The sequence below is a fragment of the Roseibium litorale genome, assembly GCF_014842915.1.
GTDB lineage: Bacteria > Pseudomonadota > Alphaproteobacteria > Rhizobiales > Stappiaceae > Roseibium > Roseibium litorale.
Window position 1 is genome coordinate 110,862 of the sequence record NZ_JACYXI010000007.1, and the last position, 15,547, is coordinate 126,408.

Genomic DNA, 15,547 nt, shown 5'->3' on the forward strand with positions numbered 1-15,547 from the left:
AGCAAAACACTTCCCCAGACAAGTCAAAACGCCGGAACCATCGCTGGTTTCCGGCGTTTTTTGTTTCGAAGTGGTCGCTTTACCGCAGAAATTTGATTACTTGAACGTGTCCATGACCTGCATAACCGCAGGGCCCAGGATGACGAAAAACAGCACAGGCAGGAAGAAAACAATCATCGGAACCGTCAGCTTCGGCGGCAGGGATGCGGCTTTCTTTTCAGCTTCCTGCATACGCGCTTCGCGGTTGTCATCCGCCATGACGCGGATCGCATTGCCAACTGGCGTGCCATAACGCTCCGCCTGAATAAGCGCCATCATCACGTTCTTGACCCCGTCGACACCTGTCCGCTTGGCTAGGTTTTCATAGGCCTGACGGCGCTCACTCAAGAACGATAGCTCCGCATTGGTCAGCGTCAACTCTTCGGCGAGCGGTATCGATTGAGAGCCAATCTCCTCGGCCACACGGCCAAAGGCCGCTTCGATCGACATACCGGACTCAACGCAGATCAGCATAAGATCGAGCGCATCGGGCCAAGCGCGGCGGATAGATAGCTGCCGGTTTGTGATTTTGTTTTTAACATAGATGTTGGGAAGAAAGACGCCCAAGCCGCTCACGATAATCGTACCGCCCAGCTTCGACATCGTTGGGACCGTGTCTGGCATGACGACAAAGGCGTAGAATGCCGCGATCACAAACAGCACAAGGGGCAAGGCGACACGAGCGAACAAGAACGTATAAAGCGGCCGGCTGCCCCGGAAGCCCGCCATTCGCAACTTATCCTGTGTCTGTTCGTCCGATAGTTTTGCCTTAAGATTCAGCTGATCAACGATCTTTTTAACCTGAGCCTTCGGCTCTGACCGCAAAGAGGCCCTTGGTGTTGATTTTTCCGCAGCAATCCTGGCCCGCTCCCGCGCCCGGATTTTCTCGCGCTCCAAGGCCACAGACTTCATTCGCGACTTCAATCCATCGCGCTCGAACAATGGCAAGAGCAGCGTGAACATGGTCCCTGCAACAGCAATCAGAGCAAGAGCGGCCAGTAGAAACTGACTATCAGCCAGCTTATCAATATTGAACATGCCCCGCCCCTCTAGAAATCAAAATTGATCATCTGCCGCATCACCATGATGCCACAGAACATCCAGAACAGTCCCCCGCCGATAATAATGTTCCCCGTAGTCGTCGTGAATAGAAGACCAATATAATCAGGTGCAGTTAGTCCAAGGATCCCTGTCACAATAATTGGCAGAGAACCAATAATCGCCGCGGAAGACTTTGCTTCGGAGCTAAGAGCCTTGATTTTCCGGTTCAGCGTCTTCCGGCCACGAAGAACTTTTGACAAGTTTCCGAGAGCTTCGGCCAAGCCACCACCCGCCTTTTGCTGAATGGCGACAACGATCGCGAAGAAATTGGCTTCGGCTAGGGGCACTCGATCAGGAAGACGCGCAACGGCATCGGCCAGCGAAATTCCCATAACCTGCGTTTCCACGATCTTTCCAAACTCGCTTGCGACAGGCTCGTTCGCCTCACGGGCGACAATCTTGATGCAGTCACCCAGCGGCAGCCCGGCCTTTACCCCGCGCACAATGATATCGACGGCAGACGGCAGCTCATCCAGAAACTTGTTAAAGCGCCGCTTGCGCTTGTAGTTCACGTACCAGCGCGGAAATCCCAGCCCCCCTGCGAAAGTCAACCCAAGCGCTACCCAAATGTTGGGACTAACCAGAAGCCCCAGAACGAGGCACACCACGGCACTGGCAATACTGAAATAGATGAAATGCCGCCTCTCCCACTGGAGCCCTGCCTGCTCAATCCGCGTGTTGAGGGAGGGGTTGTTGCGCCGGTTCTGTTTGTTTTTCTGCCGCTCTTCAAAATCCTTCAGTTGATCCTGGACAGAGCGCCGCCGGCGGTCACCATCTTTTGCCTGGCGCCGTTTCTCAATCGACTGAGGCCGGGCCGCAATCACATTCAAACGGGCATCCCGCCGCTTGGAGCCTGAGAGCGCCGGCTGAAAGACGGCGTAAATCACACCACCAAGGCAGAGAGCAAAAAGCAGTGCGACTGCAAGTGTGGAGACCACTGGAGGCAGGGTTTCAATCATGGCGGCGCTCAATCATTGATGTATTCCGGCATTTCAGAAGCATCCAAAGCAGCAGCCAGTCTCTGCTCTTCTCCGTAGTATCGCGCACGCTCCCAGAACTTCGGCCGCCCGATACCTGTAGACCGGTGCCGCCCGATGATCTTGCCGTTCGCATCTTCCCCGATCATGTCGTAAAGGAAGACATCCTGGGTAATGATCACATCTCCTTCCATGCCGACCACTTCGGTGACATGGGTAATGCGGCGCGAGCCGTCACGCAGGCGGGCTGCCTGAACCACCACGTCGATGGATGACACAATCATTTCCCGCAAGGTTCTGGACGGAAGAGAGAAGCCGCCCATCGTGATCATGGATTCAAGCCGGGAGAGTGCCTCACGCGGGGAGTTTGCGTGCAAGGTTCCCATGGAACCGTCGTGGCCGGTGTTCATGGCCTGGAGCAGGTCGAATGCTTCCGGGCCACGCACTTCGCCGACGATGATGCGCTCAGGGCGCATGCGCAGACAGTTTTTCACAAGATCACGCATGGTGATCTCGCCTTCCCCTTCCAGGTTGGGTGGTCTTGTTTCAAGGCGCACGACATGCGGCTGCTGCAGTTGCAGTTCGGCAGAGTCTTCGCAGGTGATGATGCGCTCGGTGCTTTCAATGTAACCCGTCAGACAGTTCAGCAAGGTCGTCTTGCCCGAACCGGTTCCCCCGGAGATCAGAACATTACAACGGGATCGGCCGATAATCTGAAGAATAGTCGCACCGTCGGGAGTAATCGATCCATAGCGGACAAGCTGGTCGAGCGTGAGCTTGTCTTTCTTGAACTTACGGATCGTGAGTGCGGGGCCGTCGATCGCCAGCGGCGGGGCAATGACGTTCACACGCGAGCCATCCGGCAACCGGGCATCACAGATCGGACTGGAGTCGTCCACCCGCCTGCCGACCTGGCTAACGATACGCTGGCAAATATTCATCAGTTGCGCGTTGTCGCGGAAGCTGATGTTTGTCTGCTCCATCTTGCCCTGGGTTTCGATGTAAACCGTATGAGCGCCATTGACCATGATATCGGCAATATCATCGCGCGCCAGCAGCGGCTCAAGTGGGCCATATCCCAAGACGTCATTGCAAATGTCGTCGAGCAGGTCCTCCTGCTCGGCGATCGACATGACCACATTCTTGAGGGATATGATGTCGTTGACCACATCCCGGATTTCATCCCTTGCGTCCTCGGCCCCAAGGCGGATCAGCTGCGAGAGGTCGATTGCCTCGACCAGGGAATTGAAGATCTGGCTTTTGGTCTCGTAATAGTCGTTGGTTTTTCGTCGGCGCGTGTCTTCCGAGGCCCGAGGAGACTCTAACGGCGCAGGAGTTGAGGGTTTAACAGGCGCAACTGCAGCAGGCGCGGGCATTGGTTCAGCCGCTGGAGCCGGAACAGGCGTGGCAACGGGCTCTACAGGCACCTGAACGCGTACCGGTGCCGGGCTTTGTGGTGATGTGCCGCGTCTTCCGAACATGACGACTATCGCACTCCCTCTTCGAGCCTATCAGGCCGACTTGCGCTTCAGTCTGGACAACAGTGAGTTGATTGCAGACCGTTTGATCTTGTTGCCGTCGCTTCTACCGGACACAACTTGGGCGATGGCCGCGAACATGTCACTGACCGCATGCCGTCCGTCCACTTCCCCAACCATCTGGCCATTGTTTGCCGCCGTGCCAAACAGCTGCGGTTCAAACGGGATAGCGCACTGGGCGTTCAAACCCAGAGCCGTCGCGAACTCCTCCGGCTTGATCTCCGGCCGTTTGGGGACATTCACCCGGTTCATGACAAGCATGGGTGGATTGTCGTTCGGTCTGAGCTGCTTCAGGGTGTCGATGACGTTCTTGGCGTTTCGCAAGTTCGCAAGATCCGGCTCAGCAACGATAACGACCTGATCGGAGCTGACCAGAACCTTACGGACCCAAGCGTTCCATGCATGCGGCACATCCAGAATGATGGAGGGTGTGCTGCTCCGCATCGTATCAAGAAGCCCGTCAAAAGAAGCTTCAGAATAATCATAGGTCCGTTCAAGGGACGCTGGAGCGGCCAGAAGACTCAGATGATCGGAGCACTTGGAGAGAATTCTGTCGAGAAGTGTCTCATCAAGCCGCTCGGGAGCTGAAACAGCCTCGTAGACACCCTGCAAGGGATCCTGGTTAAAATCGAGTCCAGCAGTGCCGAAAGGCAGATCCAGATCCGCGACAGTCACTTCGTTGCGGTAGCTCCTTGCCAGCGACCAGGCAACATTGTGCGCAACCGTAGAGGCTCCGCACCCGCCCTTCACGCCAAAAAAAGCTATGGTACGGCCAAGCGGCTCTGTCGCGGGATCTGAATATTGCGACCCGATCGCTCCGATAAGCTGATAAATATCAACCGGGGCGACAAGATATTCGCTTACGCCGCGATGCATGAGCTCACGGTAAAAGGCGACATCATTGATCTGGCCGATGATAACGACTTTCGTCCCGGAATCGCAATATTCTGCCAGCTGATCGAGATCGCTCAGGAGCTTCTGTGCATCATTGCCGACCTCGAGGACCATCAGGTTGGGGGTCGGCGCCTGCGCATAGAACTCTATTGCCGCCGGGATGCCACCCATGTGCACTTTTACATGCGCCTTCGCCATCCGCCGGTCTTCGGCAGCAGACTCGGCCACTTTTGCCGTCTGATCGTTCAGGCAAAATGCCTGAACCGAGATACGTGGCACGGGCCGCAAGCTTGCCGTATCAATTACAGCCGGAACGGCATCAAGCCAATCCGAAGCATGGTCCTGATCGCCGTTTTGCGCTGGCATGATCTGATCGAGGTCTGTCATCACTTGGTATCCGTCAGAGAGCTTCCGCTTTCAGAGCTGAGCTTGATCTCACCACTGCGATATTGCTTGAATGTTTCTGCACGCCGCTGCTGGTCCACAGGCGTGCTTGCACGAGGCCTTAGCAAATCGGATGGATTTTCGACCATTGCGGCAAGATTGGCCTGTGTCGCGCACCCGTAGTTCTCGTAGTCAACATTGCTGTTGAACTTGCCATCGATACTGCTTGGCCAGGTTCCGCAAGGTCCGGCACTTGCCTTAACCCGCATGTAGGACAAGCGGATAGGAGCTTCAGAACCTGGATCAGTCACCGCGTAAGAACGGGTGGTTACAGCAGAGCGGGACAGGCCACCTGCATGGAGCGCCTTACGGACTTCCGGAGTGACGGAGTGAATAGCAGCTTCGTTGATACCTCCGGAAGGCACCAGGATTTCGACACGGCCGTTGCCCCGCCGGCGGGATTCAGCTGCAAACTCCATGACACTGTCCGCAAGTTGCGGGCCGAGGTGACGCGTTTGTGCCCCCACCGGCATGTCAAAGGTTTCTGGCTGCTCCGACACGACGATCGGATGACGAATACCATAGTCACTCAGCGCCAGTTGAGACACTTGACTGTCCTGCTGCTGGCTCTGGCATGCAGCGAGGACCGTCAGCAAGAGACCGCAAGCCGCAGCCTTCGTGACGACACTGGCAAGATGGATACGACTGGTGCTCATCTTCCACCCTCACTTATAAATAAAGCCAACTTGGCCATGATAGGATTCCTGCGGCGCCACATCGATGGAAGGCCGGAAGATCTTGTTGAGACGGTTCAGAAAAACGGTTTCAGCGTCAGATGCGAGCATCAGATTCTGATCGGGCCGCTGGATCTGGCTGGCTGCGACCGGCGCCACCACGTAGGGTGTTACGAAAACCACCAGTTCAGTTTGCTGACGCAGGAAGTCACGGCTTTTGAAAAGTGATCCGAGCACCGGAAGCTGCATGAGACCAGGAACACCGTTGATCGACTGCTTATAAGACTCTTTCAACAGGCCGGCCATCACCAGCGTACCGCCAGATGGCAGCTCAAGGGTCGACTCCGCCCGCCGCACCTTCAAAGCCGGTATCGTAATACTGCTGAGCTGCACCGCGCCGTCGGTGGTTAGCTCACTTACTTCAGTCTTTATCTTCAGGCTGATACGGCCACCGGACAGGACAACAGGGGTAAAATCCAGTCCAACACCGAATTTCTTGAATTCAATGGTAACCTTGTTGCTGTCGTTGTCATAGCCAACCGGAATGGGGAATTCGCCACCCGCCAGGAAATTCGCGTTCTCGCCTGAAATGGCAGTCAGCGTTGGTTCGGCAAGCGTCCGGATCACCCCATCGCGCTGCAGCGCCTCAATGTTGGCCGCAAGGGATGTGTTCCCCGCGACGAAAGTTCCGGCTAAAGATGCCTGACTGACGACGTTGGAATTCACGTTGTAGGAGGCAGGCATGTTGAAGCCGGCGGTATAGTTGCCAATCCCAACCGAACCGCCCATCTCGACGCCGAGACGCTTTATGATCGAGCGCTCCACTTCGGCAACGGTCACTTTGAGGTGAACCTGATCCTTCTCGTCAACCGCAATCATGTTCAGAACAGACGGTGTACCGGATTCCGGCGCACCGCCAGTGCCCATAAAACGCGACGCAATGTCACCAGCAGCCTGGGCATCCGCTGCCGACGCCGCAGATCCTGTCAGAATGACACTTCCATTAAGGGTCTCGACCGCAATTCGAGTGCGCGGCAGCAAACGTTTGATCAGGGACTCCAGATCTGACGAATCCGCCTCGACACGCAGGTTGAAGCTTGCCAATTCCCGGCCGCTGGACGCGAACAGAACCAAGTTTGCTTGGCCAAGCTTGTTACCCAATACAAAGACGCGATTCTGTGTCTTAACGACTGCATCGGCGATGGCGGGATTCGAGACAAGGACATCCGCAACCGGTTCAGCCAGATCGATGACGACCGACCGACCGACACCTACACGCAGCATTCGTCCCTGTGTGCGCTCACCGGAAGCAATGTGGATCTGTTTAGGGAAGCTTGCATCCGCAAATGCCGCAGCTTTCGGCTGGAAAACCGTACAGGCGGAAAAAGCCAGGAGGACGGCGATGAGTTGAAAGCGCCTGCCGCCCGCTAAGATTGCCTTTTGAAAAACTTCAATCATTTTGCCGCTGCCTGACTGGAAATGCCGTATTTCACGAAGTTGACCCCACCGCGATTGCGCCGGACTTCCTCTTGAGCGTCATCGGAAGAGTCCTGAGCACTTCGCAACGCCAGCGAAATTGTGCCTGCTTGCTGCGCCTGGGCGACGATCTCAGCTTCCTCGGGTGTCAGCTCAAGTGTTGCGGTTCTTTTGGGATCCAGGTTTTTTTCGTCCTGTTCACCCGCAGTGGTCGTGTCGATTGCCAGAACCCGGACGTTTTCCAGAATTGTCTCACTGGTCGGACCGGATTGCTGGTTTTCACGCCCTTTGGTCAGGATCAGGTCGACCTTGTCTCCTGGCAGAATAAAACCGCCTGCTGTCGTTTCAGCTTCGACCCGGACAGCAATCGCGCGCTTGCCCTTGGGCAAGATGGCAGCCATGAACCCGCGATCAGTGTTCACAAGACGCTGTGGCCTGATTGGCTCGCCTTCATAAATGGGAGACTTGGCAATCTGACCGGCATAAGTCTCCATCGCGCCAGGTTCAGCTGCCTTGCTGATCACGCCTTTGGGCATGGAGTCTTTTGGCCAATTGCTCCAGGAAAGGTCTGAGGGATTCAGCTTGCCCCCCAGATTAATGTCCCGCGAGGCAACCAGAACCTCTTCTGTTTCTGTGGCAACTGCTTCTGGAGCAGGCATCGGAAGCGGCTCGGGCGTGCTTCTGGTCATGACCATGCGGGCAGCCAATAGTCCGGCGCCCAAAGCCACTCCCAACACCAGAAGGCGTGCATGTTTCATCACAAATATCCCATCGAATCCGGTAGGAAGCCCTACCCTTTCACTCAGTTTGGGACAGAATTCGTCAAAACATGGTTAAATATCTGTGAGAATAGATAGTTAATATTATTTAACTAAGTTTAACAAAATATTATTTTTCGCATTCAGCTATAATATTAACGATTCAATAACCATAATCAGAAGCCAACCAACTTCACTCTCAGGAAGGTCATGTCCTTTTAGAGAGCTAATTCCATCCACTGGGTGGTGCCGTAAACCTGAAGTGCAGCAGCGGCGATCGCTATTCCGTAGGGGATACCTGTCTTCGGGTGGTGCAACCGGAACAGCCAATCCTGACGTGCAAGTGCATTTGGCAAAACCGGAATCTGTCTGAAGGCAAGCAAGCCACCTGTCAGCACCATGCCATAAATGGCCGTAAAAAGAACAAAGGCGAGCAAGTCAGGACCAAATCCGAACCATAACGCAACGGCGCTTGCTATCTTGGCATCCCCACCGCCCATCCATCCCAATGAGAACATCACCAGACAAGGGAAAAAAACCACCGCTCCACCGAGCGCGTGTGTTCCCCATTCAGAAAGTGGCATACCGCTGGCGAGTGCCAACAACGGAAAGGCAGAGATGAGGAGAATGGACACCCTGTTCGGGATGGTCATCGTAAAGAGATCTGAGCAGCCAGAATAGGCAACGAGTATTGGGAAAACGACAAGCACAGCTGCTTCGAGCATGCAATCACTCTCCATTCATGCGCGACTGGCAAGAAATTAGCAGATAAATCTGGATGTTTCGTTACCTGAAAAGAAGAAAGCGGGCAAAATGATCGCCCGCTTTCATGTAGCATAGATATGGCTTAGATCTTCAACCAAAGGCAAAGATTACGCCAGATACTTGCCGTAAATAACTTACTTCACGTTACCCAGAGCCGTCTGGATCTTGGTGAATACGCCATTCAAAGAAGTCGAGGTCGTTCCGAGCACGGTCACCAACGCGATGGAGATCAGACCGGCGATCAGGCCATATTCAATAGCAGTTGCGCCAGATTCATCCTTGGCGAAGCGTGCGAAAAGGTTCTTCATAAGTTTGCTCCTAGTTACCACATATTGACAGCTCAAGTTCGCCAGCCCGTTGACCAGCCGTTCGAACATGAGGACAACATAGTGCCCATCACTTTCCATAGAGTTAAATTTACTGCCTCTTCGAATAAAAATCACTCCGCGCCGAATTATAGTTAACAAAACTATCAGATAATTCCTCAAAATTATATAATAACATCAAATAGTAAGAATTTTATTATTAATAAATTTTAACTTTCAATGTATTAATTCAATATATAATTTTAAAAACTATCTAAAATTATTATTTTCTACGAATCCGAAGTATCACGGAAACGTAATGTTTAAAAATCAGAACAGATAAAATCTGCACAAGGAAAAATATCTTATTCCCGGTCGCAACCTTGGGAATAACGCATCCGATGAAATCATCCATCGTCCTGAAAAGACGGCACAAGACGACTCGTTAGGGCTTCCTTCACCATAGTCTCGGTAAATGCAGATAAACTGATTTTGACGTGGAGTAGGCTTGGCTATGCGTACCGATTTCAAAAAACTGATCGGAATGGCTTCCCTTTTGGCTGCCGCGCCCTGCGCTCAGGCAGCAGCAGGCGAAGGCGTTCATGTGGTGATGGACCACGCCAAAGTTTTCAGGATTGAAGAACCCGCATCCTCCGTCATTGTCGGCAACCCGCTGATTGCAGATGTTGTCATGCAGGACAGATATACGGTTGTGGTGACCGGCAAGTTGTACGGCAGCACCAACCTGGTGATTCTCGATGCCAAGAACGAGCCGATCATTGACGAGGTCGTCACCGTTGGAAGCCCAACCGCAAATACTGTTGTCGTGACCCGGAACGCCGTACAAGACACCTATTCCTGCTCTCCTCAATGCGATCCGACCCTGAAGGTCGGAAACTCCGAGACCGGTTTCAAAGTCCTCGCCGAACAGGCATCGTCGCGAAACGACCTCTCGCTCGGCGCCGCGACCGGTAGCGCTGCCCCATCCTCCAACTGAACGGCTCAACATGCTTTTCCGCCCTCTTCAGATCCGGAAGAAAGAAGCAATGAAGGGTACCAGGCAAAGAGCTGGACTAATCCGGCTTTTCCGCGGATTTAAGCGGGATCAAAGAGGCGTCACTGCAATCGAGTTCGCAGCGGTAGGCATTCCCTTTTTCATGCTGCTCTTCGGCCTTATCGAATTCGGCCTCGCCTTTTTCGTCAATCAGGCTCTGGATCACGCCACATTTGAATCTTCCCGCCTTTTAAGAACAGGCCAGGCGAGAAACTTCAGCAAAGATCAGTTTGCGACAGATCTGTGCGAGAATCTGAGTGTCCTTTGTGTTGCAACCCGCATTGAAATCGACGTCCGTTCCTTTGAGGATTTTGCTGCGCTTGCGGACCCTGACAGCTTGCCTGACATGACCGACGCAAGTGGAAAGTCGACGGGAACCAGTTCCTATACGCCTGGAAAAGCCAGCTCGATTATGGTTGTCAGAGTACTCTACCGGTGGCCCATGTTCACCTCGTTCACCCGAATGGATGCCGGGGATACCGGCAACATGGAACGGCTGCTCTACTCAACTGCGGTCTTCCGCAATGAACCGTATATCTAGGGATTGATGTGATGAGGACCAACCGCGTCTCCCTTTTTATCCGGCTGCAAAAAAACACCCGCGGTGTGGCAGCTGTTGAGTTTGCACTGATCCTGCCGTTTTTGATCATCTTGCTCATAGGCATGGCGGAAGCCACCACGGGCTTGAACCAGAACCGGAAGGTCGCCCAGGTTGCCAGCTCTATCGGCGATATGGTCGCCCGTGCCACCTCCGTCAGTTCCACCAGCCTTGCGGACTTGATGAAGGCCCGCACCTACATCATGGAGCCTTACGACGCGAGCAATATGACTGTTATTGTGGCCAGCGTCTCCTTCGACAAGGACAAGAAAGCAACAGTGGACTGGAGTGCCGACCAGTCGGGTGGAACGCCATGGGCAAAAGACCAAGCTCCACCAATAACCATCCCGGATGGGGCAATCGCAGCCAACAAGTCAATCATCGTGTGCCAGACCAAATACACCTACGTCCCGATGTTCGCATCACTGGCACAGAACATTTTCCCTCGCGCCACTTCCATCGATATGTCCGGAGTTGTGTTCCTCCGCCCGCGCCTGACGACCAAAGTAACTAAGACCTGAGAAAACTTAACGTTACGCGATAGCGACTTGTCCTGACTTGATTGCCCATCAGCGATGGCTAGTTTCCCGGTATGCTGCGCCGCAGCGTCACAGACCGGCTCGGCCACACGCCAGATAAAGGGGCTCATCATGGCGACCAACAAGACTTACGATCAGATCGCAGTAGGCGATGTGGCGGAGATCACCAAGGTTTGCTCCACGAATGATCTGCTGATCTTCGCCCACGCTTCGGGAAACCGGAACCCGCTGCACCTTCCCGACACCGATTGGACGGGCGACGGCAAGAACGACAAGCCATTCGCGCCGGCAATGTGGATTGGCGGGCTGATCTCCGCCGTTCTCGGTAACATCCTGCCTGGCCCTGGGACGGTCTACCGGTCCCAGACACTGGCATTCCGCAAGCAGGCTGATCTTGGCGATGCCCTAACGGTGCGCATTGAGGTCACGGAAAAACTGCCTGACAACATGGTCCGTCTGACCACGCGCGTTCTTCTGCCCGACGACACGGTCGTCGCCGATGGTGTGGCGGAGGTTTCAGCGCCGACGCGGCAGATCGAATTCGACGGATCTCAGATCCCTGCCCTCCTGATTGAGCGTCACCGGCATTTCAACCGCCTGATTTCGCTGGCCCGAACCCTGCCCCGCCTGCCGACGGCAGTTGTGGCACCCGAGGACAGCTCATCTCTTCAGGGAGCCCTTGACGCCGCTCACAAGGGACTGATCTTGCCGATCCTTATCGGCGACAGTGCGAAAATCGAGGAAACCGCTCACGAAATTGGCGCGGATCTCTCCGGCCTGATGATCGTCCACGCCGGGAATGACGATGCAGCGGCGGCCCGTGCGGTGGCCATGGTGCACGAAGGCCGGGCGGCAGCGGTGATGAAGGGCCGTCTTCATTCCGACGACCTGCTTCGCCACGTGGTCAAGCGGGAGGGCGGCCTGCGCACCCGCAAGCGCATCAGCCATGTCTTCATTATGGACATTCCCGGGCGGGCAACGCCAGTGCTGATTTCCGATGCGGCGATCAATATCTCCCCGGACCTGGACGCCAAAGTCGACATCACCCAGAACGCCATCAATGTTGCCCTGTCTCTCGGCATGGAGATGCCGAAAGTCGGCATCCTCTCCGCCATCGAGACCGTCAATCCGGCGATTCCTTCAAGCCTGGATGCTGCTATTCTCTCCAAGATGGCGGATCGTGGCCAGATCCGGGGCGGCGTTGTTGACGGCCCGCTGGCGATGGACAATGCGATCGATCTTCAAGCCGCCCGCACCAAGGGCATCAAGTCGCTTGTCGCCGGTCATGCGGAAGTCCTGATCGTTCCAAACCTTGAGTCCGGCAACATGCTGGCGAAAGAATTGACCTTCATCGCCCATGCGGAAGCCGCAGGGCTAGTGGTCGGCGCGAAAGTGCCGGTCATCCTGACCTCCCGAGCGGACGATGCCCGCTCCCGCATGGCGTCCTGTGCGCTCGCCCTGCTCTACCATCACTGGCAGGAGACGGGGACGGCGGTCGCTCCTTTCGCGGCTGCGGAGTGACCATCATGAGCCCAAACATCACGACGCTTGTTCTCAACTGCGGCTCCTCTTCTATCAAGTTCACCCTCTATGAAGGAGCGAACGGCAGGCTGCACGGACAGGTCTCAGGCCTCGGCACAAGTCCCAGGATCGAACTCAAGGACGCCCGGTCCGGCAAGAAGCTGGACGACGCCCTGTCCGCCGCGGACGGCCAGGATCACCGCCATGCCCTTCAGGCAGTTCTGGCTGCCATCAGCGCAACTTGCGGCGACCTGAAGGTCGATGCGGTCGGTCATCGGGTGGTCCATGGCGGGCACCCTTTTGTGGCACCTGTTGCGGTTGATGACAGCGTGATCCTTGATCTGGAAGCCCTGATCCCGCTTGCGCCGCTGCACCAGCCGCACAATGTTGCGGGCATTCTCGCCGCACGGCAGGCCTTCCCGGACGCCTTTCAGGCGGCCTGTTTCGACACCGCCTTTCACCGGGACCACCCTTGGGTCAACGACACCTTCGCACTTCCCCGGGAGCTTTATGAGGAAGGTGTTCGGCGCTACGGCTTCCACGGGCTGTCCTACGAATATATTGCGTCCCACCTCGCGGATCAGCATCCGGACCTGTTCAGGGGCCGTGTCGTTGTCGCCCACCTGGGCAACGGAGCCTCCATGTGCGCCCTGCAAGCAGGGCGAAGCATCGACTCCACCATGGGCTTCACCGCCCTTGACGGATTGCCGATGGGCACAAGAACCGGTCAGCTGGACCCGGGCGTCGTTCTCTATCTCCTGACGACCAAGGGCATGACCGGGGCGGAAATCTCGGATCTTCTCTACAAGAAATCAGGACTGCTCGGGCTCTCAGGGATCAGTTCCGACATGAGAACCCTTTCGGAAAGCCCCAGCGCTGAGGCCCGCAAGGCCATCGACTATTTTGTTTTCCGCATCCGCCGGGAAATCGGCGCAATGGCCTCTGTCCTGGGCGGCTTGGATGCCGTCGTCTTTACCGGCGGTATTGGAGAGCATTCAGCCCTCGTGCGGTCAGAGGTCTGTGCCAATCAGGACTGGCTGGGCATGGAAATCGACACAGCCCTGAATGCTTCTGCTGAAGCGGTCATTTCCAAGCACACGTCCCGGGTCAAGATCCTGGTGGTGCCGACAAATGAAGAAGAAATGATCCGCCGGCACACGCTTTCGCTTCTACAGGCGTAGGATGTGGCCTATTGCTGGGGACGCTCGAGAACCTTCCGGGCGTCCTCGCCAAACGTCACCTTGAAGGCCTCATAATCGGTTTCCTTCACACTCAGGAACCCGCCCGGCAAGTCAGGCTCAATGGCCAGATAGACATCCGGAGCCTGAGCCAGAAGCTGCAGCAGCCCGTCCTTCAGCCGCGTCTTGAGATCGTCCGGCAGATTTGCTCTCACCGCATGCGCATCATAGGGCAGCGGGGCAGACGCCCAGGCGACCGTAAGCTTGTCGAGCCCTCTCGCGCCACTCAGAAAATAGTCATTCAGCGTCCCCGCGGTGTAACCTGTTTGAGGACTCCCGCTCAGTGTGGACCAGCCCAGGCTGGCATCTGCCCGGCCATCCATGATGGCCAGAAGACCGTCTACTCCGCTTTCAACGCGAAGCAGCGTGCGGAAATGCTCGCGGACATCGATCCCTTGCTTCTCAAGATTGGCGAGCGGTATCCGATAGCCTGTCGTGGAACCACTGTCCTGAACCGCCAGTCGCTTGCCTGCGAGATCCGCCATTGTCAGCGGACGCCGGGAAATCACGACCGCATGATAGCGCCCGTTGCCCACTTCGGGTCTTGCGCTGACCAAGGGCTCCACGCAGCCGCAAAAGGCAGAGGCTGCACTATAGGCGGAGCCGGACAGGACCGCATAATCCACATCGCCATTGACGAGGGCAGTAGTCAGTTCATCAAGGGTCGGAATGAGAAACAGATCAACCGGTCTGTTCAGCACCTCTTCCAAATACAGCCTGAAGGGTTCGATCCGCTCGCGGATCTCTTCATCCGTCCCAACGGCGACACCAAATTTGAACCGTGAGAACGATTGCGCTGACGCGGAACCGGTCAGGCCCGGCACCATCAGAGTGCAGACGCAGGCCAGGATGCCAAGAATTCTCACGACCATTTTTCTGCCATTTCAGATAGGCTTCCTTCCATCTGGAGCGAGTCGCTCACCTGAATTTACCAGTTTGACCTGCCTATTTCATGCGGCACATTCAGCCGCAACATTTGAGGATCCCATGACCGCAAAAGCAACCACCGTCGTCTTTGACATCGGCAATGTCCTGATCGAGTGGGACCCGAACCATCTCTATCAGCACCTTCTGCCCGATCCGGCGGAGCGGAAGCATTTTCTGACGGAGATTTGCAGCTACGACTGGAACCTTGAGCAGGACCGGGGCCGCAGCTGGGATGAAGCCGTGGACCTGCTGGTCGCGGAGTATCCGGAAAAGCGCGACCTGATCACCGCTTATCGTGACCGCTGGCACGACATGGTACCGGGTGAGATTTCCGGAACGGTCGCAATTCTTGAAGAACTCAAGGCCGCGCAAACACCGCTTTATGCGATCACCAATTTCTCCTCCGAGAAATTCACCGAAGCCCAGACCAGATTCCCGTTCCTGAAGACGTCGTTCCGGGACATCGTCGTCTCCGCTGACGAGCGTCTCCTGAAGCCGGACCTGCGCATCTATGAAGTTCTGCTGGAGCGGAACGGACTGGACGCAGGGACTTGCGTCTTCATCGACGATTCCCCGAAGAACGTCGACGCAGCCCGCGCAGCGGGTATGCATGCGGTCCATTTCCAGCACCCGGACCATCTTCGCGCAGAGTTGAAGAAGCTGGGTCTTCCGGTCTGAGAGTCACGACACCGGCAGCTC

General features: G+C 55.8%; 16 protein-coding genes. 6 read left to right on the plus strand and 10 right to left on the minus strand.

Features of this window, described 5'->3' with window-relative positions; all coding sequences use genetic code 11:
• Window positions 1–96 precede the first annotated feature (96 nt).
• The 9 genes from IG616_RS12225 to IG616_RS12265 form a co-directional block, all read right to left on the minus strand.
• A complete protein-coding gene (locus IG616_RS12225) occupies window positions 97–1,077 on the minus strand; it encodes a type II secretion system F family protein (RefSeq protein ID WP_192148451.1) in 981 nt (326 codons plus the stop codon).
• A gap of 11 nt (window positions 1,078–1,088) precedes the next feature.
• The gene (locus IG616_RS12230) at window positions 1,089–2,099 is read right to left on the minus strand and encodes a type II secretion system F family protein (RefSeq protein ID WP_192148452.1); all 1,011 of its coding nucleotides are present in this window, start codon (window positions 2,097–2,099) and stop codon (window positions 1,089–1,091) included.
• A gap of 8 nt (window positions 2,100–2,107) precedes the next feature.
• Window positions 2,108–3,598: a TadA family conjugal transfer-associated ATPase gene (locus tag IG616_RS12235; protein ID WP_192148453.1), complete on the minus strand. Its 1,491-nt coding sequence runs from the start codon at window positions 3,596–3,598 to the stop codon at window positions 2,108–2,110.
• A 30-nt stretch (window positions 3,599–3,628) separates the two neighbouring features.
• Window positions 3,629–4,936 (minus strand): CpaE/TadZ family protein, encoded by a 1,308-nt coding sequence (locus IG616_RS12240; RefSeq protein WP_246476214.1) that lies wholly within the window; start codon window positions 4,934–4,936, stop codon window positions 3,629–3,631.
• On the minus strand, window positions 4,936–5,649 hold the full coding sequence (locus tag IG616_RS12245; RefSeq protein WP_192148454.1) for a CpaD family pilus assembly protein: 714 nt from the start codon (window positions 5,647–5,649) through the stop codon (window positions 4,936–4,938). The genes IG616_RS12240 and IG616_RS12245 overlap by 1 nt, the downstream gene beginning before the upstream one ends.
• 9 nt (window positions 5,650–5,658) lie before the next feature.
• The gene (locus tag IG616_RS12250; protein ID WP_192148455.1) at window positions 5,659–7,125 is read right to left on the minus strand and encodes a type II and III secretion system protein family protein; all 1,467 of its coding nucleotides are present in this window, start codon (window positions 7,123–7,125) and stop codon (window positions 5,659–5,661) included.
• Window positions 7,122–7,901, minus strand: coding sequence for a Flp pilus assembly protein CpaB (gene cpaB / locus IG616_RS12255; protein WP_192148456.1), 780 nt, complete (start codon window positions 7,899–7,901; stop codon window positions 7,122–7,124). The genes IG616_RS12250 and cpaB overlap by 4 nt, the downstream gene beginning before the upstream one ends.
• 218 nt (window positions 7,902–8,119) lie before the next feature.
• Window positions 8,120–8,626 carry an A24 family peptidase gene (locus IG616_RS12260; RefSeq protein ID WP_192148457.1) on the minus strand — a complete coding sequence of 169 codons (507 nt, stop codon included), beginning with the start codon at window positions 8,624–8,626 and terminating at the stop codon, window positions 8,120–8,122.
• A 174-nt stretch (window positions 8,627–8,800) separates the two neighbouring features.
• Window positions 8,801–8,974: a Flp family type IVb pilin gene (locus IG616_RS12265; RefSeq protein ID WP_192148458.1), complete on the minus strand. Its 174-nt coding sequence runs from the start codon at window positions 8,972–8,974 to the stop codon at window positions 8,801–8,803.
• 511 nt (window positions 8,975–9,485) lie between these two features.
• Between IG616_RS12265 and IG616_RS12270 the strand changes: the two genes are divergently transcribed.
• The 5 genes from IG616_RS12270 (at window position 9,486) to IG616_RS12290 (ending at window position 13,864) form a co-directional block, all read left to right on the plus strand.
• Window positions 9,486–9,968, plus strand: coding sequence for a pilus assembly protein N-terminal domain-containing protein (locus IG616_RS12270; RefSeq protein ID WP_192148459.1), 483 nt, complete (start codon window positions 9,486–9,488; stop codon window positions 9,966–9,968).
• A 49-nt stretch (window positions 9,969–10,017) separates the two neighbouring features.
• Window positions 10,018–10,566: a TadE/TadG family type IV pilus assembly protein gene (locus IG616_RS12275; RefSeq protein ID WP_192148460.1), complete on the plus strand. Its 549-nt coding sequence runs from the start codon at window positions 10,018–10,020 to the stop codon at window positions 10,564–10,566.
• 11 nt (window positions 10,567–10,577) lie between these two features.
• On the plus strand, window positions 10,578–11,144 hold the full coding sequence (locus IG616_RS12280; protein ID WP_192148461.1) for a TadE/TadG family type IV pilus assembly protein: 567 nt from the start codon (window positions 10,578–10,580) through the stop codon (window positions 11,142–11,144).
• Window positions 11,145–11,273: 129 nt separating this feature from the next.
• Window positions 11,274–12,683, plus strand: coding sequence for a bifunctional enoyl-CoA hydratase/phosphate acetyltransferase (locus IG616_RS12285; RefSeq protein WP_192148462.1), 1,410 nt, complete (start codon window positions 11,274–11,276; stop codon window positions 12,681–12,683).
• Window positions 12,684–12,688: 5 nt separating this feature from the next.
• A complete protein-coding gene (locus IG616_RS12290; protein WP_192148463.1) occupies window positions 12,689–13,864 on the plus strand; it encodes an acetate/propionate family kinase in 1,176 nt (391 codons plus the stop codon).
• Between the two features lie 8 nt (window positions 13,865–13,872).
• On the opposite strand, the gene IG616_RS12295 is transcribed toward IG616_RS12290, so the two are convergent.
• Window positions 13,873–14,787: a PhnD/SsuA/transferrin family substrate-binding protein gene (locus IG616_RS12295; protein WP_192148464.1), complete on the minus strand. Its 915-nt coding sequence runs from the start codon at window positions 14,785–14,787 to the stop codon at window positions 13,873–13,875.
• Between the two features lie 121 nt (window positions 14,788–14,908).
• Here IG616_RS12295 and IG616_RS12300 point away from each other — a divergent pair, with 121 nt between their 5' ends.
• The gene (locus tag IG616_RS12300) at window positions 14,909–15,526 is read left to right on the plus strand and encodes an HAD family hydrolase (protein ID WP_192148465.1); all 618 of its coding nucleotides are present in this window, start codon (window positions 14,909–14,911) and stop codon (window positions 15,524–15,526) included.
• Window positions 15,527–15,547: the final 21 nt, after the last annotated feature.